25 protein-coding genes are annotated in these 21,822 nt (G+C 46.9%); 14 read left to right on the top strand and 11 right to left on the bottom strand.

What is annotated here, in order from left to right:
• Positions 1-9 precede the first annotated feature (9 nt).
• Genes flhB through ACF8EG_RS00925 form a run of 6 tightly spaced genes read right to left on the bottom strand, consistent with a single transcriptional unit; the run spans position 10 to position 4,155 of the window.
• A complete protein-coding gene (gene flhB, locus ACF8EG_RS00950) occupies positions 10-1,137 on the bottom strand; it encodes a flagellar biosynthesis protein FlhB (protein ID WP_005462787.1) in 1,128 nt (375 codons plus the stop codon).
• Positions 1,134-1,910 carry a flagellar biosynthetic protein FliR gene (gene fliR, locus ACF8EG_RS00945; RefSeq protein WP_069505464.1) on the bottom strand — a complete coding sequence of 259 codons (777 nt, stop codon included), beginning with the start codon at positions 1,908-1,910 and terminating at the stop codon, positions 1,134-1,136. Before fliR ends, flhB begins: the two co-directional genes overlap by 4 nt.
• On the bottom strand, positions 1,910-2,179 hold the full coding sequence (fliQ, locus tag ACF8EG_RS00940) for a flagellar biosynthesis protein FliQ (RefSeq protein ID WP_005462792.1): 270 nt from the start codon (positions 2,177-2,179) through the stop codon (positions 1,910-1,912). The genes fliR and fliQ overlap by 1 nt, the downstream gene beginning before the upstream one ends.
• Positions 2,180-2,191: 12 nt before the next feature.
• Positions 2,192-2,950, bottom strand: coding sequence for a flagellar type III secretion system pore protein FliP (gene fliP, locus ACF8EG_RS00935; RefSeq protein ID WP_005462793.1), 759 nt, complete (start codon positions 2,948-2,950; stop codon positions 2,192-2,194).
• Between the two features lie 18 nt (positions 2,951-2,968).
• Entirely contained in the window at positions 2,969-3,340 is a 372-nt protein-coding gene (gene fliN / locus ACF8EG_RS00930) for a flagellar motor switch protein FliN (protein ID WP_005462794.1), read from the bottom strand.
• Positions 3,337-4,155: a FliM/FliN family flagellar motor switch protein gene (locus ACF8EG_RS00925; protein WP_005462796.1), complete on the bottom strand. Its 819-nt coding sequence runs from the start codon at positions 4,153-4,155 to the stop codon at positions 3,337-3,339. Before ACF8EG_RS00925 ends, fliN begins: the two co-directional genes overlap by 4 nt.
• A gap of 387 nt (positions 4,156-4,542) precedes the next feature.
• Between ACF8EG_RS00925 and ACF8EG_RS00920 the strand changes: the two genes are divergently transcribed.
• From ACF8EG_RS00920 to fliJ, 8 genes are read left to right on the top strand one after another with little or no spacing between them, the layout of a single operon-like run.
• A complete protein-coding gene (locus ACF8EG_RS00920; protein WP_069505462.1) occupies positions 4,543-5,565 on the top strand; it encodes an OmpA family protein in 1,023 nt (340 codons plus the stop codon).
• Entirely contained in the window at positions 5,565-6,896 is a 1,332-nt protein-coding gene (locus ACF8EG_RS00915) for a sigma-54-dependent Fis family transcriptional regulator (RefSeq protein WP_021450557.1), read from the top strand. Before ACF8EG_RS00920 ends, ACF8EG_RS00915 begins: the two co-directional genes overlap by 1 nt.
• A 16-nt stretch (positions 6,897-6,912) precedes the next feature.
• A complete protein-coding gene (gene fliE / locus ACF8EG_RS00910) occupies positions 6,913-7,269 on the top strand; it encodes a flagellar hook-basal body complex protein FliE (protein ID WP_005462799.1) in 357 nt (118 codons plus the stop codon).
• Positions 7,270-7,272: 3 nt separating this feature from the next.
• Positions 7,273-9,027 carry a flagellar basal-body MS-ring/collar protein FliF gene (gene fliF / locus ACF8EG_RS00905; protein WP_011106531.1) on the top strand — a complete coding sequence of 585 codons (1,755 nt, stop codon included), beginning with the start codon at positions 7,273-7,275 and terminating at the stop codon, positions 9,025-9,027.
• Complete coding sequence (locus tag ACF8EG_RS00900) at positions 8,990-10,009, top strand: flagellar motor switch protein FliG (RefSeq protein ID WP_005478340.1); 1,020 nt, start codon at positions 8,990-8,992, stop codon at positions 10,007-10,009. The genes fliF and ACF8EG_RS00900 overlap by 38 nt, the downstream gene beginning before the upstream one ends.
• Before the next feature lie 3 nt (positions 10,010-10,012).
• On the top strand, positions 10,013-10,768 hold the full coding sequence (gene fliH, locus ACF8EG_RS00895) for a flagellar assembly protein FliH (protein ID WP_005478070.1): 756 nt from the start codon (positions 10,013-10,015) through the stop codon (positions 10,766-10,768).
• Positions 10,761-12,110 (top strand): flagellar protein export ATPase FliI, encoded by a 1,350-nt coding sequence (fliI, locus tag ACF8EG_RS00890; protein ID WP_005478244.1) that lies wholly within the window; start codon positions 10,761-10,763, stop codon positions 12,108-12,110. The genes fliH and fliI overlap by 8 nt, the downstream gene beginning before the upstream one ends.
• Before the next feature lie 15 nt (positions 12,111-12,125).
• Positions 12,126-12,566 carry a flagellar export protein FliJ gene (gene fliJ / locus ACF8EG_RS00885; RefSeq protein ID WP_005462826.1) on the top strand — a complete coding sequence of 147 codons (441 nt, stop codon included), beginning with the start codon at positions 12,126-12,128 and terminating at the stop codon, positions 12,564-12,566.
• A 37-nt stretch (positions 12,567-12,603) separates the two neighbouring features.
• On the opposite strand, the gene ACF8EG_RS00880 is transcribed toward fliJ, so the two are convergent.
• Positions 12,604-13,641 carry a trypsin-like serine protease gene (locus ACF8EG_RS00880; RefSeq protein ID WP_079852619.1) on the bottom strand — a complete coding sequence of 346 codons (1,038 nt, stop codon included), beginning with the start codon at positions 13,639-13,641 and terminating at the stop codon, positions 12,604-12,606.
• 87 nt (positions 13,642-13,728) lie between these two features.
• Positions 13,729-14,619, bottom strand: a complete 891-nt coding sequence (locus tag ACF8EG_RS00875; protein WP_015313598.1) for a LysR substrate-binding domain-containing protein — start codon at positions 14,617-14,619, stop codon at positions 13,729-13,731.
• A 112-nt stretch (positions 14,620-14,731) separates the two neighbouring features.
• Here ACF8EG_RS00875 and ACF8EG_RS00870 point away from each other — a divergent pair, with 112 nt between their 5' ends.
• The 6 genes from ACF8EG_RS00870 to ACF8EG_RS00845 all read left to right on the top strand — a co-directional run bounded on the left by ACF8EG_RS00870 (position 14,732) and on the right by ACF8EG_RS00845 (position 19,759).
• Positions 14,732-15,658 (top strand): DMT family transporter, encoded by a 927-nt coding sequence (locus ACF8EG_RS00870; protein ID WP_025793725.1) that lies wholly within the window; start codon positions 14,732-14,734, stop codon positions 15,656-15,658.
• Between the two features lie 100 nt (positions 15,659-15,758).
• A complete protein-coding gene (locus ACF8EG_RS00865) occupies positions 15,759-16,211 on the top strand; it encodes an SRPBCC domain-containing protein (protein ID WP_005462830.1) in 453 nt (150 codons plus the stop codon).
• Between the two features lie 139 nt (positions 16,212-16,350).
• Positions 16,351-17,103: a phosphatase gene (locus tag ACF8EG_RS00860; RefSeq protein WP_021452951.1), complete on the top strand. Its 753-nt coding sequence runs from the start codon at positions 16,351-16,353 to the stop codon at positions 17,101-17,103.
• A gap of 153 nt (positions 17,104-17,256) precedes the next feature.
• A complete protein-coding gene (locus tag ACF8EG_RS00855) occupies positions 17,257-17,646 on the top strand; it encodes a cytochrome b562 (protein WP_005462833.1) in 390 nt (129 codons plus the stop codon).
• Between the two features lie 163 nt (positions 17,647-17,809).
• On the top strand, positions 17,810-18,169 hold the full coding sequence (locus ACF8EG_RS00850) for a hypothetical protein (protein WP_020838202.1): 360 nt from the start codon (positions 17,810-17,812) through the stop codon (positions 18,167-18,169).
• A gap of 150 nt (positions 18,170-18,319) precedes the next feature.
• Entirely contained in the window at positions 18,320-19,759 is a 1,440-nt protein-coding gene (locus ACF8EG_RS00845; protein ID WP_069505460.1) for a PepSY domain-containing protein, read from the top strand.
• Between the two features lie 47 nt (positions 19,760-19,806).
• On the opposite strand, the gene ACF8EG_RS00840 is transcribed toward ACF8EG_RS00845, so the two are convergent.
• The 3 genes from ACF8EG_RS00840 to ACF8EG_RS00830 form a co-directional block, all read right to left on the bottom strand.
• On the bottom strand, positions 19,807-20,190 hold the full coding sequence (locus tag ACF8EG_RS00840; RefSeq protein WP_021452955.1) for a VOC family protein: 384 nt from the start codon (positions 20,188-20,190) through the stop codon (positions 19,807-19,809).
• Positions 20,183-21,112 (bottom strand): LysR family transcriptional regulator, encoded by a 930-nt coding sequence (locus ACF8EG_RS00835; RefSeq protein WP_020841459.1) that lies wholly within the window; start codon positions 21,110-21,112, stop codon positions 20,183-20,185. Before ACF8EG_RS00835 ends, ACF8EG_RS00840 begins: the two co-directional genes overlap by 8 nt.
• A gap of 77 nt (positions 21,113-21,189) precedes the next feature.
• Complete coding sequence (locus ACF8EG_RS00830) at positions 21,190-21,663, bottom strand: hypothetical protein (protein WP_069505458.1); 474 nt, start codon at positions 21,661-21,663, stop codon at positions 21,190-21,192.
• Positions 21,664-21,822: the final 159 nt, after the last annotated feature.

The following is a 21,822-nucleotide window of genomic DNA, read 5'->3' as shown; positions in this document are numbered from 1 at the left end:
GCGGGTTAATCAGTGCTGCAAGTGTTTTGGAATTGAAAAATGAGGCAAAGGTGTCGGCTTTTTTCCGTCTCCTTTACGAAAGGCTTTCAACTGCAAAACGTAAGTAAGAATGTGTGCCACGGCGATATAAAGTTGGCTTGGAATTGCTTGCTCTATCGCGGTGGTGTGATAAATCGAACGTGTCAGAGGTGGGGAGTTAATGATTTCCACCTGATTTTCTCGCGCGATACGTTGAATGTGCATGGCAGTTTCATCGACGCCTTTGGCGACCACAAATGGCGCATCTGAGAGCGACGGCTCATATTTTAGAGCGACCGCATAGTGCGTCGGGTTTGTGATCACTACGTCGGCGGTCGGTACCATTTTGTCGATTTTTCGGCGCGCAAACTGCTGTTGAATTTGGCGTATACGTTGCTTGACTTCCGGGCGGCCTTCGTTGTTTTTGAATTCTTCCTTCAATTCTTGCTTCGTCATGCGAAGTTCTTTGAGGTGTTCCCAACGTTGGTAAGGAATATCAATCACACCAAACAACAGCAAAGCAAATCCCATCAAGAGCAGTCCTTCAAACAAGATAGACATCACCATTGAAAAACCTTGGTTAAGCGGAAGGTTTTGAATGCCTAACAATGGCTGAAGGTGATTGTCCAAATAGCCGTAAAGGATGCCGAAAATCACTGTTACTTTGATTGTCGACTTAACCAGCTCCACCAACGAACGCGTTGAGAAAATACGCTTAATGCCGCTGAGCGGGTTGAGTTTACTCAGCTTTGGTAACATGTTTGCGGGACGAAACATCCAGCCGCCCAAGACCATACTGCTACCGAACGTCACGATGATGATAACCGTGAAAAGTGGCAACAGCATTTCGATGATCATGCCAAGGCTCTGACCCACTTGTTCTACCATTTGCTGTGGGTTTTCTAGGTCGGCTTTCGTCAACGACATGTTATAGCGGAAAATGCCGAACATGCTTTCCCAGATGCTATTGATTTGAGAGTAAAAATACAGCGCTACAGCCATAAAAATGACTGCAGTGGTGAATTCTTTCGCTCGTGGAATTTGGCCTTCCTGGCGGGCTTTTTTGACTTTCTGGGGGGAGGCCTTTTCGGTTTTGTCTTGTGACGACTGATCGCTCATGCGCCCCCCAACATAAAGTTGTTTAAGTGTCGGATCGTCTCATGCACCAGCGCGGTGTAGCGGCCCGGAACACCGGAAACAGAAATCAAAACACTGAACAGGCCAAGTAGCATGGTCATCGGAAAACCTAGCGCATAAACGTTCAGAGACGGTGCGGCGCGGTTCATCACACCAAAGCTGATGTTCGCCAATAGCATTGACACGATGGCGGGCAGCGCAAGTGCGAGAGAAGCCGCAAACATCCAACCAAACACATTGATCACGCCTTGCAGTGATAGGGCCGTGATGCCTGAGCCAACAGGCCACACCACAAAACTTTGGATAACAATATCGATCACCAGTAAGTGCCCTTCTAGTGACAAAAAGAGTAAGGTCGAAAAAATTAAAAAGATACGGCCTAGAATCGCCACCGACAGACCATTCACAGGGTCGTTCATCATTGCCATACCTAAACCCATCTGCAAAGAAATGGTTTGGCCGAGCATGGTGAAGACGTTAAACAGCATGTGCAGAATCAGACCGAACATCAAACCCCAAATCGCTTGCTCAAATGCGATAAACAAAGAGGTTAATGAGAAGAGTTCAACCGTAGGCATTGTTGGCATTAATGGCGCTGTGATGACCACGATAGAGAGTGCTAATAAGCTGCGAACCCAAATCGGAATCAACGCGTCACCAAAAAATGGCATGGATAAAAATACCGCTCCCACACGAAAAAACGGCCACCAAAGTTGACCGAGAATCGCGGAGAGGTCTGCAAATGTGATGGCCATCAGCCAATCATCCCCGGAATGTTGTGGAACAAGAAATCAAACAACTCCATGATTTTGCGAAGAATCCAGTGTCCTGCAAAAATCACCATCAACAGAGTGACGATCAGACGTGGTAAAAAGCTCAATGTCTGTTCGTTGATTTGCGTTGCCGCTTGGAATACCGCAATACCCAAACCCACAATCAGGCCTGGCACTACCAGTACGGCCACCATCAAGATGATAAGCCATACAGCATCAGAAAATAGAGTAACGGTTAATTCAGGTGTCATCATGAGCTCCTGTTAACCGAAACTGGCTGAAAGAGTGCCGACCGTCATCGCCCAGCCATCGACCAGAACGAACACCACCAACTTGAATGGCAAAGAGACGATAAGTGGTGAAAGCATCATCATACCCATGGCCATCAAGACGCTAGCGACCACCAAGTCGATGATCAAAAACGGAATGAACAGCATAAAGCCGATTTGGAACGCAGTTTTAAGCTCACTGATCACAAACGCAGGAAGAACAACGGCAAACGAGATGTCTTCTACTTTTTGATCGAGCGGCTCATTGGCAATTCGCAACATTTGCTCAAGAGAGCTCTGATGGGTTTGCGCCAACATGAAGTTGCGAACGGGCTTTTCCGCCACGGAAAATGCTTGAACCAGCGTAATTTCACCATTGTCGTATGGTTGGAACGCGTTCTCGTAGATATCCGTCCAAACTGGGCGCATGATGAGCAGAGTAAGCGTTAATGCAATACCCACTAACACGCGGTTTGGCGGGCTCTGCTGCAAACCAAGCGCTTGGCGCAAGATAGCCAGCACCACAATAATGCGTGTAAAGCTCGTCGCCATCAAAATGAAAGCAGGAAGGAAACTGAGCGCCGTCATCAACAAAAGAATTTGTAGTTTAACGCTGTACTCTTGTTGTGCGTCGCCGTCCGTAACGGACAGAATTGTTAAGCCGTTGTCTGCTGCCATTGTTGGGAATGCAAACAAAAGTGACACCAATACCAACAAAGGTAACCAACGATGCCAAGCGCTCAGATTGTTCATTGTACTGCCTACCAAAAATTATCGACCAACGCCGCTTAATGCTGAATCGTGTACGTCAATCAAGCGAAGACCGTATTTGTCATTAACGACAACTACTTCCGCATGGCCAAGTAGGGAACCGTTCACTTTTACGTCCAACGGTTCGCCGTTCAGCTTTTCAAGTTCAATGACGGTGCCTTCGCCCGCTTTCATCAAATCACCAAGTGGGATCTCTTTACTTGCGACTTCAAGCGTGACAGTCACAGGGATGCTTTTGAAAAAGCTCAGGTCGCGCTCTGCAGCAACAGGCTCAGGTTGGCGCGTTGTTTCAGCTTCAAAGTCTTCTAATTGAAAATCATCAAAGTTCAGTTCATCTGTGTCGAACGCTTTAGTTTCAGGCGCTTCGCTCATCGCTGCGTTTCCTTATCCGGGTTAAAAATCAAAACAAGCTGTCCGTCTTGCTCAGCAATACGGCCAGTAAAGAGAGGTTGATTGCCAATGCTTACCGGTACGGTATTCAGTAATTCGATTGGCATGATGTCATCAGGTTTTAGGCTGACCACGTCACTTAGAGCCATCGTTTTTTTACTCAATACCACGTTAAGACGAACTGGCGTTGATTCTAGGGAACGACAAAAAGGTTCATACAAATCCACGTCTGATTGCAGCTCAAGCTGTTCAATCAAGGTTTGGATCAGATGCGTGTCCAGTTTTAAGTACATCGACCCTTGATAACCTTCAAAGGTGATATTTAATTGGACACATAAGCCTATGCCGCGTGGAGCTTCATACTCACATGCTTCCCACATGTCTTGCGGTGCTAGCCAACCGATAATAATGCGGCTGATTCTTTCCTGTAGGCGAAGATCACTGGCAGTCAGTGTTGCGACTGAACGCTCTGTATTAGCGCCATAAAAACGGTCTGCTAATTTAACGAGAGTCTGAGTATCACCGTGAACAAATACCATGCCACCTTCTTGGTGCTTATGGGTGGATGTCTGATCTTTGTCCATCATTGCAGGAGAGAATCGATGCAGGTCTACGGAGGTTAAGCTAGCTTCCACTTTGTTTGTACTGAGCCAATTTTGCAATTCATTCGTTAGGCTTGAACAAGATTCTGAAATTAAATTTTCAAGCTTATCTCGAATGATATGAATAGGCTTGCCTAATAATTCGACATCAAGAGGTTTGATATCGGAAATAGACTCACTAACTCTAGTTTCCATTTATATTTTACCGTGCGTTAACAAACTAAGTTCTTCTAACTTAATATTCGGTAGTCTACACAGAGTTTTTCATGATGTTTTAGTTTTAACTTCGAATTATGTGACTTTAGTTCACATGTTGCTTATGTCAGTACATGCGAAGCTTTTAATAAAAATTAAAAAGGGTTAGTTTCATTTATAAATCGGTTAATAAGTAAAAATAACAATTTTTGAGCAATCTTTGTTGTTATTTCACCAGGATCCTCTATCTGGTGACTAACGTGATTATTATAAAAATATTAATATAACTAGTTGTTTTATTGGTTTTATCTCGTTTGTTTTATGGGTGTTCCAGCTCATGCTAAACGTTTGCCAATCAATTTAAATATTTCAGAATAGGTAATTAACATGATTAGCTATGCCAGTTATAGAGCTTCAGTGGCAAATTTAATTAAACTGCTTAAGTCATGGAAATGTAAGATATACCTTTCCTTTCGTAGTTTGATAATAATTTGTAACGTCTTTTTTTCTTTGGGTTTGGTCAATTTTAATCCAGCCATGTCTGGTGAGGTGTTGACAGTTCCAATGGATATTTCTAATTGGTCTTTCAAAGGAAATAAATTTGAGTGCAACCTGATGCATTCAAAGGTTCCAATGGGGAAGTTTTATTTCCGTGCGGAACCAAATAATCAAATTTTATTTATTTCCGATATACGCAACGAAGGGAATAAATGGCAAGGTGTGACATTAATTAGTCAAAATGCACCGTGGGATAAAGAGCTTTATAGAAAAGTTGAATCTTCTCTTACGGTTACCAAGCCTTCTCGTCGATTTGTATTCCGTAAAGGCGCACCCTCACTAATGAAGGCGATTGCCGGTGGTAGTTGGATTACGCTGGTATTGGAAGGAAAAGATGCTTCCGCTTTGTCAGAGGTCAGAATCCCAACAATTCAAATTCAAAAGGCACTGAGCGAATTTAATGCGTGTCTTGAGCGACTACCGAAACTGTCGTTCTCACAAGCAAGAGACATCGTTTTGCCTTTTCAATTCGGTCAGAAAACACTAAATGCGACTCAGCAACAGACGTTAGCTGCGCTCTATAGCTATCTTTCTGTTGATGACCGAGTGACGAAAGTGCTAATCGATGGCCATACCGACAATGTTGGACCAAGGCTCACCAACCTTTCGGTATCACGTTTACGTGCTCAACAAGTGGCCGATGCACTGATTGCTCACGGTGTAAACCCAAATATTATCGAAGTCAGATCTCATGGTGACCGATATCCGGTCGCAAATAACAATACAGCAGCTGGTCAGGCAAAGAATCGACGTGTGACGTTACGCCTAGTCAGAGACAACGAACGCACCATAGAAAAAAACACCATGTACGTACAACAACAGACTCAACAAAAGAAGGTTAAGGTTCAATGATGACGAAAACGAATATTTTGTTGGTTGAGCCGAACGAACACCTTGCTCAACCTGTACTGGATGTGCTGAAGAATGCCGGTTACACCGCAAAGCACACACGTACAGGGCGAAGCGCACTGTTAGAAGAGCGCGCAAGCATCACGTTAGTGAGCTCTACGCTACCGGATATGTGCGTACGTGAGTTTGTTGCGTGTCACCAGAAGCAGCGTAATGCTGGCGTTGTGATTGCGATTGTGGATCAAGAACAAGGCATTTTGGCGGCAGAGACTATGAAGTCGGGCGCGACCGATTACTTGTTGCGTCCATTTGAAGCGAATCAGCTCATCAATTTGCTAAAGCGTGTTGAAGCTCTTGGCAAACCAATGGCGAACATTGTGGCTGAGTCGTGGCGCAGTAAGCAGGTGCTTCAATTGGCACACCGTGCAGCGTGTACGAACGCGAGTGTGTTGATCACGGGTGAGTCTGGTACGGGTAAAGAGGTGCTAGCTCGATATGTACACGAACACTCTCCTCGCATTAATGGCCCATTTGTTGCAGTGAACTGTGCCGCGATTCCTGAATCGATGCTAGAAGCGGTGCTTTTTGGTCATGTGAAAGGCGCGTTTACTGGCGCGACGAATTCGCAAAGCGGTAAGTTTGAAGAAGCAAACGGCGGCACGATTTTGTTAGATGAAATCGGTGAAATGTCTCCTGCAGTCCAAGCCAAACTTTTGCGCGTACTTCAAGAGCGAGAAGTGGAACGTGTGGGCAGTCACAAAGCCATCAAGCTTGATATTCGAGTGATTGCAGCAACCAACAAAGATTTACGAGAAGAAGTGCAAAAAGGCACCTTCCGTGAAGATCTTTACTACCGATTGGATGTGTTGCCATTGCATTGGCCACCACTTCGCGAAAGAAAAGAAGACATTTTACCGATCAGCCAATTCTTTGTTGAAAAATATCAAGATAGCAGCCGCTGTCACTTATCTCAGGATGCGATCAGCGCTCTGAGTCAGTATCACTGGCCGGGCAATATTCGTGAATTAGAGAACGTTATTCAACGTGCATTGGTGATGCGCCATGGTGACTACATTACAGCGCATGATCTGATGTTACCGATTGAACTCATTGCCCCAGTGCCTTCCATGGAGCCAAAGTCCAGCTTTGGTCATGTGGAAGCGAAGAAGCAGGCTGAATACCAATTTATTTTGGACAAATTACGTCAGTTTGGTGGAAACCGAACCAAAACCGCAAACGCCTTGGGAGTATCAACCCGAGCGCTACGTTACAAACTCGCAGCCATGCGAGAACACGGTATTGATTTACAGTCGGCTCTAGGCTCGGCTGCCTAATAGGAGAAAAATATAGATGGCAAGTCAACCTACTAATGCGGTCTCGGCAGAGCAACTCATGTTGTCAAAAATGCAGGCGATGCAGGCTCAAGTGCAGCCGCCTGAATTTATCGTGAGTGCCAACCCTTTAGATCAACAAGCACTGAATGCTCCACTGTCGTTTTCTCAAGCGATGACGAACGTGTTGGATACAGTCAATCAACATCAATCTGCGGCCAGTCAAAAAATGACGGCGGTAGAAACTGGGCAAAGTGACGACTTAGTTGGCGCAATGGTCGCAAGCCAGAAAGCCAGCTTATCGTTCAACGCTCTTATGCAGGTGCGCAACAAAGTGGTTGCCTCTTTTGAAGATATTATGAAGATGCCGGTGTAATTCATGTCAGAACTAACCCCCCAAGTTGCCGGAAATACGGCCATGACGACCAGCACGACACAAGCGTTCTCGCCAGCAGGCAACATGGACGACGTGACAAATAAGCTTAAGCAGCTATGGTCAAGTAGCCAACGAAATCTTGTTCTATCCGCTGTTCTCGCGGCGATTGTAGCGGCGATCATTGTGGTTGCGCTTTGGAGTTCTTCTCAAAGCTTCCGTCCGCTTTACAGCCAACAAGAGCGATTCGATATTGGCGAGATTGTCTCGGTCTTAGAGAGTGAAGGTGTGAGCTACCGCATGCAGGAGCAGAACGGCCAAGTGCTGGTTCCTGAAGGTGAGGTGGCTCGCATTCGTATGTTATTGGCGTCAAAAGGTGTAAAAGCGAAACTGCCAACCGGACTGGATTCGCTGAAAGAAGACAGCTCATTAGGTACCAGCCAGTTTATGGAGACTGCGCGTTACCGTCATGGCTTAGAAGGTGAGTTAGTACGCACTATCATGTCGCTAAACTCGGTAGCGAATGCGCGTGTTCACCTTGCGATTCCTCGTCAAACGTTGTTTGTACGCCAAAACGGTGAAAACCCGTCTGCATCTGTCATGCTCGAACTCAAACCGGGTGAAGACCTTAAGCCAGAACAGGTTGAAGCGATCATCAACTTGATCGTAGGCAGTGTGACGGCGATGAAGCCTGAGTTTGTTTCTGTCATCGATCAATATGGCCGATTGTTGAGTGCAGATGTGGCGTCGGCAGAAGCGGGCAAAGTAAACGCGAAATATCTGGAATACCAAAAGAACGTTGAGAAGCAAATCATCCAACGTGCGGCAGACATGCTAACGCCGATTGTTGGCCCTAGTAATTTCCGCGTTCAGGTTGCAGCCGATATGGATTTCAGCCAAGTGGAAGAAACGCGAGAAATCCTTGATAACGCGCCAGTGGTTCGTAACGAACACACCATTCAAAACAATTCGATTGACCAAATCGCGCTTGGCGTACCAGGTTCTCTCAGCAACCAGCCTCCAGTGACTGGTGAGGCGGCGACAAACGACAGCCAAAACACCAATGCGCGCTCTGAAGTGAATCGTCAGTATGCGGTTGGCAGCAGCGTGCGCCGTACTCAGTACCAACAAGGTCAGATTGAGAAATTGAGCGTATCGGTTCTATTGAACTCAAAAGCATCGCCAGACGGCGTGGCTTGGAGCGATGCAGACAAAGCGCAAATCTCTACCATGATCACCGATGCCGTTGGCATTTCAGCTGCGCGTGGTGACAGCTTGAGCTTGATGAGCTTCAACTTCACACCGATTGATATCGATGCGCCAACAGCTCTGCCTTGGTGGCAAGACCCTACGGTTCAACAGCCATTACGTTACGTGATCGGCGGTATGTTGGGCTTGGCGATGATCTTCTTTGTGCTGCGTCCATTGATCATGCACCTAACTGGCGCAGACAAGCCAGTTCCTGAACTGAACTTTGCTGAGCCGCCACAAGAAGAGCCAGATTACGACAACTTACAAACACGTGAAGAGCGTGAGCATGAAGAAGTGCTTAACCGTCGTCTGTCTGAAAAAGGCATTTCTGCCTCGACGGGTCTGGATGTGAACAGCGACATGCTGCCTCCTGCAGGTTCTCCACTAGAGATTCAATTGAAACACCTACAGCTTATTGCTAATGAAGAGCCAGAGCGCGTAGCCGAAATACTGAAACAATGGGTAAACATCAATGAACACAGCTCAGTTGACGTCAAAACAAACGCTTAGTTATGTAGAACAAACCGCGCTTGTGCTACTGGGCATGGGCGAGGATGCGGCGGCCAAAGTGTTGCAGCATTTCACCCGCGATGAAACACAGCGTGTGACTCGCGCAATGGCGAAACTGAATGGCATAAAAAGTGATTCAGCACGCGGCGTGATTCAAAACTTTTTTGAAGATTTTCGTGAGCACAGTGGTATTCGTGGTGCATCGAAAGAGTACTTGTCGAACACCTTGCGTAAGGCGCTCGGCAATGATCTTGCTAAAGGTTTGTTGAACAACCTGTACGGTGACGAAATTCGCAACAACATGCAGCGTCTGCAATGGGTAGAGGCTGAAACGCTGGCGCGATTTATCGTCAACGAGCACCCGCAGATGCAAGCCATTTTCTTGGCTTATCTGCCAGCGGATAGCTCATCTGCCGTGCTGAAACATCTGCCGCAAGACTACCATGATGAAATCATCTTCCGTATTGCGCAGCTACAAGACATCGATCACCAAGTCGCGACCGATCTGCATGAACTGGTTGAACGTTGTATCGAAAAAGTGTCTGCAAGCCAAAGCGTACCGCTTTCTGGCGTTAAGCAAGCGGCAGACATCATCAACCGCTTTGAAGGCGACCGTGGTTCATTGATGGAAATGCTCAAACTGCATGATGAAGAAGTGGTTAACGCCATCGAAGAGAACATGTTTGACTTCATGGTGCTGGGCCGTCAACGCGAAGAAACCATGGACATGCTCGTACAGCAAATTCCACTCGAGCTTTGGGCTACGGCACTGAAAGGTTCGGATATCACGTTGCAGCAAGCGATCAAACGCTCAATGCCACAACGTATGGTGAAAGCGCTAGAAGACGATATGGAAGCGCGTGGTGCAGTTGCACTGAGTCGAGTTCAGAAAGCACGCCAAGACATCATGCAAATGGTGCGCGAGCTTGATGAGTCGGGCGAAGTTCAGTTGCTTCTATACGAAGAGCCAACGGTGGAATAAAGCATGGCAGAACAAAGATCGAACATTATGCGACTGCCTCCAAGTGGTTACCGTTTACACCGTTTTCCGCCGCTGGCTCAGCCAGTTGCGGTTGATGAAGAGTTCGGCTTGGACAACCAAGGTTGGCAAGAGTCGCAAGTGGACATTCAGCAGCAGCTTGAAGCAGGTTTCCAACAGGGGCTGCAACAAGGTCATGAAGAAGGTTTACGCCAAGGCATCGAGCAAGGTAAGCAACAAGGCTTGCTCGATGGCCAGAAAGAAGGCTTTCAGAAAGGATTTGTTTCTGGTGAACAAGCTGGTAAGCAAGGCTTTTTAGAAGCGGCGAAGCCAGTTAATGACTTGTTCCAAGCCTTGTCTCGCTGGCAAAGTGAAAAAGAGCAGCAGCAACGCCACATGATTTGTGAGTTGGTACAGAAGGTGGCTCAGCAGGTGATTCGTGCCGAGCTTACTCTGATGCCACAGCAAATTCTGGCGCTGGTGGATGAAACACTGTCTGCGATGCCGGGCAAAGCGGAAACCGTGACGGTTCATCTCAACCCACAAGATCTAGAACGCATTACGCACATTAACGCGGATCTGCCTAAGTCTTGGAAGCTGGTTGCCAACAACGAACTGCCAATAGGTGGTTGTCAGTTAGTGACGGATGATGCGGAAGCAGACGCCAGTTGTGACTCACGCTTAGAGGCGTGCATGGACAACGTAAAACAGCACTTGTTAGACGAAGTCAGCATTCCACAGGTTGAGTCTGAAAATGAGTAGTACATTAAGCCACGAACTATTAAGTGAGCGTTTGAGCGATGCATTAGCATCGCTTGATTCTATTCCTGTTGCGCGAGTAACCGGACGCTTGATTAAAGTGAACGGCTTGATGTTACAAGCGGTTGGATGTCGTTTTAAGCTTGAGCAACGTTGCTTAGTGGAAACCGCCGAAGGCGATATGATCGAAGCACAAGTGGTCGGCTTTGATCATACCGTTGCGTACTTAATGCCAATCCGCCGTTTAGGCGGTTTGTTTGCCGGTGCGAAGGTGATCCCATTAGACGGCGACAGTACCGTGCAACTCAGCTCTCAGTGGATGGGGCGCGTGGTGAACGGCTTAGGCGAGCCATTGGATGACGGCATGCCGCTTAAAGGAGGCGATCGTGTTTCACTTGAACCTAAACCGATCAACCCCCTTAAGCGTCGTCCTGTCGATACCCCGCTTAATGTTGGCGTTCGTGCGATCAACGGTTTGCTGACGGTCGGTAAAGGTCAGCGTATTGGTCTAATGGCGGGCAGTGGTGTCGGTAAAAGTGTGTTGATGGGGATGATCACCAAAAACACGGAAGCGGACGTCATTGTGGTGGGTTTGATTGGTGAGCGTGGTCGAGAAGTTCGTGAGTTTATTGAACGCAACTTAACGCCAGAAGCGAGAGAAAAAGCCATCATCATTGCAGCTCCTGCAGATGAATCACCATTGATGCGACTTAGAGCGACACTGCTTTGTCACCGCGTCGCGGAGTATTTCCGAGATCAAGGCAAAGATGTACTTTTGTTGATGGATTCCCTAACGCGTTACGCGATGGCTCAACGTGAAATCGCGTTATCTTTGGGGGAACCGCCAGCGTCGCGCGGCTATCCGCCTTCGGTATTCAGTGTGTTACCGCAGCTATTAGAGCGAGCGGGTAACAGTGAAAACCCTCATGGCAGCTTAACGGCGATTTACACTGTACTGGCGGAAGGCGACGATCAGCAAGACCCAGTCGTGGACTCTGCTCGTGCCATTTTGGATGGACACGTTGTGTTGTCGCGCCAGCTGGCGGAACAAGGGCATTATCCGGCGATTGATATCAACGCTTCTATCAGCCGTTGTATGAGCACTTGTACGCAACCTGCTCATTCCACCATCGCAAACAACTTCCGCCAAATGTACTCCAATTACCTTCAGGTGAAAGAGTTACTGCCGCTTGGTGGCTATCAACCGGGTCAGGACCCTGAGTTGGATCAGTCTGTGTCGATGTATCCGCATTTGCGTTCGTACTTACAGCAATCAGCGAACGAGGCGGTGGATTACACCACCAGTTTGACTGAGCTGGCTCAAATGTTCCAAGGCGCACAGTAGAGAGCGAACGCAGCGATGAAAGCCAAACTTAAAGCGGTCGGCAAACTGCAACAAATGGAAGAAAAGCAGCGTGATAGGGTCGGGCAACAGCTCGACGCTATGCGTCAGCGTCACAATCATCTTTCAACGCAGTTGCAACAACTTTCAGCTCTCAAAGGACACGCTGGTCAATCGGCGTTGTCCTCTCCGTCTTTGAATAGCGCGGCGTTGATGAACTTCAACCGCGTTGATCAGATGCTGCAAAGAATGCTTCGTCACCACGAGCAAGAGCAAGCGGTGATGCAAGCCGAATGTGCATCAGTACAAAAAACGTTAGAACACAAACACGCTCGCGTTCAAGGGTTGGAAAAGGTATTAGAGAGATGGCGTACCAAGCAAAATTATGAGAAAGCCAAAAAAGAGCAAAAGCTGATTGAAGACATCATCAACTCTCGCGTGAAACGCAAAACGTTGTAAGCGTTTTGCGTTTATTTTTATCTAGTAAAGAGAAACGTTACGTCGTTTTTCTGCGTCGCAGCCACCCTAATAATCCTCCAAAGAACAACACCCCTGCACCTATTGCACCGCCGCTGCCGTTATCGCTAAATCCTGAAACATTAGTGTCTTCTGGATCAAAGCCTGAATCACCTTCGCTATGGTAATCCTCTAAGGCTGCTAAGCTTGCGTTATAAACGGTTTTGACCCCAGAACTGGTTCTTGCCTCTATCCACGAGGTGTAATTCAGAATCTCTGTGAAGACGCTCGGAATGGCCGCCGACTCACAAATGGATGAGCCGTAGCTCACAATCCCGATTTGCTGATACATACCGTTGCTGTCTTGATAGGTGAGTGGGCCGCCAGAGTCTCCGCTACATATTCCGGTATAGCTACGGTCTGGAAAGCCATTTGCACAAATGTTTTCTTGGTCGTTATACCCCACAACGAGAGAAGCACATTGGGCATCAGAAAGCGGTTGAACCTCCGCCCATCGTAAATAGTTCGGGCCACTGGTGTCGGTCGTGGACGTTTGTCCCAATCCAAAGATTTGATAAACCGATTCGCCGCTGTAATCGCCAAAATCTTGAGGCAGAGTGATGGACTGAACGTTATCGGTAATTGGTCGGGTTAACTCCAATACCGCCAAGTCGTTAATCCATAGGTCATTAGGATCATAGTTGGGATGAATCGTAATAGTGCGAACGTCTTTGAACTCTTCGACATAAACATCGTTCATGGTTGGATTTTTTACCAGAACACGAAGATCGTTCGCTGTCCAACCGTCAGTAAAAACCGAGGATTCTACGCAGTGGGCGGCCGTTAATATGAAACGATCATTAACGATAGAACCACCACAAATATTCGCGAATTGTCGGTCGCCCGTTTTGTGTAAAATTAGCCGAGCAAAGAAGGGGAGCTGATTTTGAGACGCTTGCTGGCCTCCAATAATCGCGGTTGAAATGCCTTGCTCGTCAAGCTCCGACCCGTCACGGGCATTACCCACTGCTGGTACAACGAGACAAGCCCCAATCACTACTCTATGAAACAATCGCATAGCCTCATCCTTGAGTTTTTTCGCACTCTATTTACTTTAGCCGAGAGTTCAACAAGCTCAAGTTAACGTATTGAGTACCAGGCTCAGTTACGCAAATTCTTGTTTTAACCACGAGCGCAATAGGTGAAAGCTTTCTTGCTTGAGCTTATGCGGTGGGCACACAAAATAAAGCTGCTGATTAGGATTGATCACAGGCTCACCAAGTTCGATTAGCTGACCGTACTTGATGTCGTCTTTCACAAACAAACGGTGAGTCACCAACACACCCAAACGACGCGTGGTTGCCTGTACCGCTTGAATCGACATATTAAAAGTGATCGGCTTTTTGTTTTTTGGACGAGCGACTCCTATCGCGTCTGACCAGACTTGCCAATCGTGTTTTCTGCGCTCATTCGTGACCTCAATGAGCGGATACGTCTTTAAGATGTCAGAAAGGTTAACTGGATTGCTGTGGTCGATGAGATCAGGGCTGCACACTAATACCAGTTCGTCTTCACTGAGCTTTTCGCAATAGTAGTCTTGCCACTCTTCAGGTTTGCCATGCACCAACGCAGCATCAACGCCTTCTTGTTCCAAATTGAACCGTCCAGAAAGGTTAGATAGGCGCACATCAAGTTGGGGCGCATAGGCTTGAAGGCGTGGCATACGTGGGATCCACCAATGCAGTGCCAAGGAATTCACCATGTTTAGCGTAATGCGTTGAGAGTTTTGATCGTGCATCAGTGCTTCGGTTGCATCGACGATTTGTTCTAACGCTGGCGCGACTTTGCGGTAGTATTTTTTGCCTTCGGTATTGAGGTACACATGGCGTCCAATACGGTCAAAAAGCGGTTTGTTTACTTGGCTTTCGAGAGATTTAATCGCTTGGCTGATCGCCGAGTGGCTAACGCTCAGAAGCTGGGCGGCTTCCGTCATACTGCCTGATTCCGCCACCGCCACAAACGCGTAGATGGATTTTAATGGTACTAATTTGCGCATGGAACGAACCTGTTTTCAATGTGTAAGTTTTACTTACAATAGTGGTTAATATTACTCGCTATTTCTATAAAGTCACTTTTCATAAAATGCTCCGAGAATTAAGGAGTATCTAATGAATCACGTTCACAAACCCATCGTATTTATGTTGATGTCTACATTAAGCTTATCTGTTACGGGCTTGCTAGCAAAGCAGCTGTCTGAGGCGCTTTCGGTAACCATGTTCAGCTTTCTGCGATTTTTCCTACCTGCGCTTATCTTGCTCTTAGTTCTGATCCCGAAAGGCATCAAACTGCCGAAATCGACCGAGTTGAAGCCCACTTTGCTACGCGCACTTTGTATTGGTCTGTCTCAATTGTGTTTTATTGCGTCTCTTCAAACGTTAACGCTGGTCGAAAGTGTGGTCCTTTTTGCTACAGGCCCGTTGTTTATGCCTGTGATTGAGAAGCTTGTCTGGCATGGAAAAATTCGTGCGTCCACCGTTTTTGGTATTGTGATGGCGTTTAGTGGTGTGGTGTTGTTGGCTGGAACGGAAGGCGAATTTACTTTGCGATACGACTTACTGCTTGGTTTGGCCGGTGGCCTGTTTAACTCCGGCTCACAATTGACGCTGTATAAAGTCAGCAAAAGCAATATGTCGCCGCTAGAGATCAACTTCTGGGCGTTTAGCTTTGCCGCGTTATTTATTCTGCCTTTGGCGCTTATCAACGATGGCTCTGGAATGTTGGGGGCTCATTCATTCTCACTATCCGTTGAGTCTAGTGTGCTGTGGCTATTAGTCATGTCGATGTTGATCATCAATACTCAAGTGTTTCGTGCAAAAGCCTATCAACTAGCCAGTAGCGGCTCTCAACTCGCACCACTGATTTTTACCAACTTGTTGTTTACGGCCGTTTGGCAATCACTTTTTTTCGCTGATGTAATGAGCCGCACTCAAATCGCGGGCATGGGCTTAATTGTGCTCGCGACGGTATTGAATGGGTGCTGGGATGTATTGGTCAAGTATCATCAAAGCAAGGCGTTACAAACGAGAACATCTTAGTGTCTCGTAAAAGTAAGTTGAGATAAGCATTTAAAACGCAAGCAAATTTGATTTTTCCTGAGAATAAACTAGCGTCAATGAAGGTTCAGGGAGAGAAAACATGCTTACATTAAACTATTACGTAGAAATAACCGCGACTCCGCAGCGCGTATGGAGAGTGCTGACGGATGCTGAGCTTTACAAGCGTTGGGCGCAGGCTTTTTCACCTCAATCTCAATTCGAAGGGGAGTGGGAAGAGGGCAGCGACATCACCTTTTTTGATCCGGATATGGGCGGCACTCGCGCAGTGATTGATTCTGTGCAGCCACTGCATCGGCTAGAGTTTCATCATGTTGCCATCTTTAACCCCGACAATAGGCAACAGTTGGACGCGGATATTGCCGCCAAGTGGATTGGATCTCGTGAGATCTATCAGATCGACACAGAAGACGAACGCTTGTTGCTCAACATCACCATTCACACTCACAGTGACTTTGTATCGATGTTCAACAATGGGTGGGAAAAAGCGTTGCCATTGATTAAAAGTATTTGTGAGGAAACGGACTCGCAATAGCACTAAATATCGAGACGCACTTTTTCCATTTCTAGGCTGAGTAAGAGAGCGTTCACCGCCGCATTTTCGGTGTTCGCTACATCTTGACCGCACGAGGGTATACAATACCCGCAAATTTGAGCACTCAAGAGACTGGATGATGGAATTTAAGGTTGATACCCACACGCATACTTACGCGAGTGGTCATGCGTATAGTACGTTGATTGAAAACGCAAAGTCGGCAAAAGAGAACGGGTTAACCATGTTTTGCACGACGGACCATGCGGAGTCGATGCCGGGTGCGCCTCACTACTGGTTTTTCTCCAACCAAAAAATTCTGCCTCGTTTTCTTGAAGGTGTTGCCATCGTTCGCGGAGTGGAATCCAACATACTTAACATTGAAGGTGAAATTGATATTCCGCCAAGCGTCGATCGCAATTTGGACTGGGTTATTGCCAGTTTCCACGAGCCCGTTTTTCCACCTGCCAATAAAGAAGCACATACTGAAGCGCTGATAAATGTCATCAAAAGCGGTCGCGTTGATGCGTTAGGGCATTTGGGGAACCCGAACTTCGACTTCGATTTTGAACAAGTGCTGAAGTGCGCTAAAGAGCACAATGTAGCGATAGAAATCAATAACACTACGCTCAAAGGCAACAGTCGTGTTGGCAGTGTGGAGCGTTGCCATGAAATTGCGCAAATCGGCAAAGCGTTAGATGTGTATTTCACCACGGGAAGCGATGCGCACTTTTGTCATGATGTGGGCAATCTGGATCTTGTCAGTGAGCTGATGGACAACCTTGATATTGATAACAACAAAGTGATTACTCACTCTGCTAAGCAGTTTTTGTCATTCCTTGAACTGCGTGGCCGCTTGCCAATCGCAGAGTATGACGAGATTCGCAACGCATAAACTTGATTACATTTTAGGTATGCACCCTAGGTAAGATTGCTTTAAACTGCTCCTCTTAAATACCCGAATATTCCTACAATGCGTATTAGCGTGGCGAGTTATTTGGGTAAACGAAGCCGACACAGAATTCGGCACTAAAATGGAGAAGTGAAAATGTTACGTCCTTTAGTTCTAGGGTGTGCGATTGCGTTTGGCTCAACATACGCGATGGCAGAAGCGGTTGATTTGAAGCAAAACATGAAGCAGATGAAGATGGAATTCAAACAGGCCGCAGAAGCGTCTGACGTGGAAACCATGAAATCAGCGATTGATAGCTTACAAGCCATTGTAGAACAGTCAAAACGTGGTAATTACCCACCAGAAAAGTTTGATACTTACCTAGAAGGTTTCAACAAACTGTCGGTAACGCTAGACAAAATCGAAGCGGATCTGGATGCAGGTAATTTGACAGAAGCAAAAGCGCAACTGCGTGAGATCGATAGCCTTCGTGAAGAGTACCACGACAAGCGTAATCCAAGCATTTGGAGCAAGCTGTTTGGTTAAGCAGCGCTTACGTGCATGAATGATTGAAAGAAAGCCCGCAAATTTGCGGGCTTTTTTGTCTCTGTCAACATAATGATTGTGAGGTAGTAATCACTTATTGATCCTCTTTTTGAGCTGAAACTCAGAATTGGCTACTCTGTGTGAAATTTGTTAAGTCACCGTTATGCGTAGATTAATTCCTTTTTATCGCTCCATGTTATTCGCTAGCGCCTTAAGTTGGGTGCTCGTGACACTGATGCCTGTTATCAATGCTCATGGTAACAGCATGGGCGTGTGGGCGACGCTTTGTACGCTAAACGGTTTCGAGCTGGTTCAGATAGAAGAGGGCGACAGCTCGGTGACGCACAAGGGCAAGCCGTGTCCATTTAGTCACTTTTCCACTTTCCACCAAGATTCACTTCCAACTACACCGATACTTTCACGACTGAGCTCGGTAATTTCTGAACGTTACACTTTTTTGGCTCTAAGTGTACGATTTGAAACGCCAGTTCCACGTGCGCCGCCTGTGGCTTCTTTTTCATAATCCATAAAAACAATAAGTAAAGTCACACATACACTGCTCATTCAAGCAGTCGCACTCCCAAACCTGTCCAAATTTCACCGCATAGAAAAGCATGTGGGGGGGAAGCATTTGGTCTGCGTTTAGGCGTGCAAAAATGAAAAGGAAATAAACATGTTGAGAAACTCAACAAAGCCTCAACTCAAGGAAACGTCGCGCGCAAAATCGATCTACTTTATGACGTGGCGATGGCATTTCTACGCAGGATTATTCGTTATCCCATTTATGCTCATGCTGTCCGTCACCGGACTGGTGATGCTATTTGATGATGAGATTGAACTGGCTCGTTATGAGACTACGCTAAAAGTGGTGCCGCAAGAGCACAAGGTACCAGTGTCCATCCAGTTAGAGTCGGTTAAGCAAGCCTATCCCGATTTCAGCGTTACTCAATTTGTGCCTGCCAAAACAGCGCATCTTGCCAACCGGTTTTCAATTAAAGCGGAAGATGGACGTTCGCTCGTTGCTGCAGTCGATCCATATACGGGCGAGGTTCAAGGCACCATTGATCGCTCAGACAGCGTTTATGAGCTGATGAATAACATTCATGGCACCTTGCTAATTGGTGAGTTTGGCGATCGTTTAATCGAAATATCAGCCAGCTTAGGTATTTTACTTTTGGTGTCGGGCTTGTATCTCTGGCTTCCTCGCGACAACGCCAGTCGAGCAGGCTTTTTGAAAATCCGTATTGCCCAAGGTTCTCGTATTTTATTGCGCGATGTGCACGCTAACCTAGGTGGTGTGTTGTCCCTCGTTTTACTGTTTTTCCTGATTTCTGGTTTGTCTTGGGCTGGAATTTGGGGGGCAAAGATGGTTCAAGCTTGGAACACGTTTCCGACTTATTACACTTGGGGTGAAAAGCCAGAGTCTACATTGACGCATAAGGATCTTAACCACGGTTCGTCAGAAGAAATGCCTTGGAACTTAGAGCTTGCTGCCGTACCTGAATCGAAAGATAAACCCGCCCATGATCACGCGAACATGGAAAAGGGGGCGTCTTATACGGCGAGCCATCGCGCGTTATCGATTGACGACATTATTCTTAAAGCCGAAATGATGGGCTTTACCAGTTACAAAGTATTCTTGCCTCGTTCAGATGACGGTGTTTACACCGTTGCAGCCAACTCAATGGGAGGGGACATCTCTGACCCAAGGCAAGATCGAACCAGCCATTTTGACCAATACTCAGGTCGTTTGCTGGTTGATGTGACTTGGCAGGATTACAGCTGGTTTGCCAAGTTAATGGCTGCGGGTGTCTCACTTCACCAAGGAGACGTAAGCATCATCAATAAGGTGTTGAATGTGCTGTTCTGTTTGGCATTTATTCTGATTGCTATTTCCGGAGTGGTGATGTGGTGGTTACGTCGACCAAGTCGCAGCGCATCGCTTGGCGCGCCGCCACAATTTCAACATGACGGAGTGTGGAAATTGGGGTTAGCCACATTGGTTGCCATTTGTGCCGCGTTCCCGATGGGCGGTTTAGCCATTGTGAGCGTTTTGCTGTTGGACTGGGTGGTGTTCAACCGTGTCGAGAAGCTAAAAGCAGCACTGAACTAAGGTGTCGTATTGGTATAAAACAAGAGCCAGCGAATTGCTGGCTCTTTTTACTTCTGATAAAGCTCCAATGGTAAGCCATCGGGATCTTGGAAGAACGTAAATGCTTTTCCCGTAAACTCATCAATGCGAATGGGTTCAACAGCGATGTGTTTGGACTCGAGGTACGTTTTTACTTCTTCAACGTTGTCGACTTGAAACGCCAAATGTCGCAAGCCTTGCGCCTCCGGAAAGCTTGGTCGCTCCGGTGCGCCGGGAAAGCTGAACAGCTCGATTTGACTTCCGTCCGGCAACGCAAGGTCGAGTTTGTAGGAATCTCTCGTTTCACGATAGTTTTCTGCGATGATTTTTAGCCCTAGCACTTCGGTGTAAAAATGCTTTGATGTTGGGTAATCACTGCAAATGATAGCGACGTGATGAATCGCATTAAACATGGTTGGGTTCCTTAGACACGAGATGTTCGTTTACAAAGTCGAGAAATACACGCAGACGCGCAGGCATGTATTTGGTTTGTGCGTACTGCATGGCGACCGCACCGTGGTAGTTACTTTTGATCATCCAATCGGACAACACTTCGACCACTTCTCCGCGCTCTAATGCCTCTTTCACCACGAAATCGTGGAAGATGCCAATCCCTAAACCTGCTTTGACGCCATTTAGGCGCATTTGCGAATGGTTGACCGCATACCGACCACTGACCGCAATGGAATGAAACGCCTCTTCTTTAAAAAACGACCAAATGTTGTCTTTGTCGTTTTCTGCTAGGTAAATACAGTCGTGCTGTTCAAGTTGCGTAGGATGTTCTGGCATGCCTCTTTGTGCGAGGTAGTCTGGTGAGGCACACAAAACCAGATTGGTTTTGCTTATCTCTTTGAGCACCAAATTTTCATCCGGTTTATCGGTGAGCTTAAAAGCGACATCAATGCCCTGACGAAACAGGTCGATTTCCCCGTCGGCAGCGCGCAGCTTGAGCTGAATTTTTGGATAACGTTGCAAAAAAGGCAGCACGAACGGTTGCAAGACCGAGTTTAAAAACGCCTCTGGTGCCGCCACCGTGAGCGCGCCTGTTGGTTCGGCATGTTCTTCCGCAGATAGCTCAACGGCTTGCTGCGCGGCATTAACCATCGCAATGCTTTGGTCATACACTTTTTGCCCTGCTTGAGTAATGATCAGCTTGCGCGTGGTGCGTTCAAACAACTTCACGTTGAGGGCTTGCTCCAAACGGGTGATCAGTTTGCTTAACGCAGATGGGGTAACGCCAAGCTGTTTGGCTGCGGCAGTAAAACTGCCTTCGTTGACCACCAAAATAAAGGAGGCCAAATCGGGCAGTAGAGCAATGAGTTTTGGATTAACCATAAAGATTCCGTTCTACGCGGCGTATTAAAAGTATTGTCTGGCAGGGCTTTACGAGGTGCAAGTGTGCCAGTCTCGCTTTAACGATATTTTGCCAAAAAGGCGTGAAGAATCGGCAACCCAGACTCGTTAGCTTGATAACGCTGCCAACATTGATAAATAGCGGTTTCATGTTCTGCGACAAAATCAAATGCAGTTTGAAAATTGACAGCGTTTGAATTCTTCTCTATCGCGAGAGTTTGCCATTCTCGGTATGTCACTTCGTACGGCTCAACCCAATTGAGTAGCGTGGCAACCAGCTCTGACCAAGGTAAATCGATCCACTTTTCTGCATCGGAAAGACCTTTTTCCATCATTTCTTGATGACGGTTTTCTATCTCCATTCCATGTGCTTGCAAAACAGGTTTGAGTTTTTCAGCGGTCAGTTTTTCCACGTCTACTAAAGTTTGCCAAAGCGCGCGTTGCTCTGCCTGTTTGTAGTTGTTGAGATAGTGACTGAAAAAGGCAATACCGTAGATTTCTCCATAGTATGCAGTAAGTAAATTGTTGAGCATTTTAATGTGCGTTTGGGGAACTGATGGGCGCTATTTTATAACGGAATGAAAGAGATAAGAAGTTGTGAGAATTTTATGAGAATTCGATGAAGTTACCGAGATATTTGCTCGTCATGCTTAAAGACAAGAATGACAAACGTTCGAAAGCAATGCTGCTCA

This window comes from Vibrio sp. YQ_11, assembly GCF_043103065.1.
GTDB classification, from domain to species: Bacteria; Pseudomonadota; Gammaproteobacteria; order Enterobacterales; family Vibrionaceae; genus Vibrio; species Vibrio parahaemolyticus.
The sequence above is the reverse complement of the archived record's forward strand: the minus strand, read 5'-3'. Positions and strand labels throughout refer to the sequence as shown.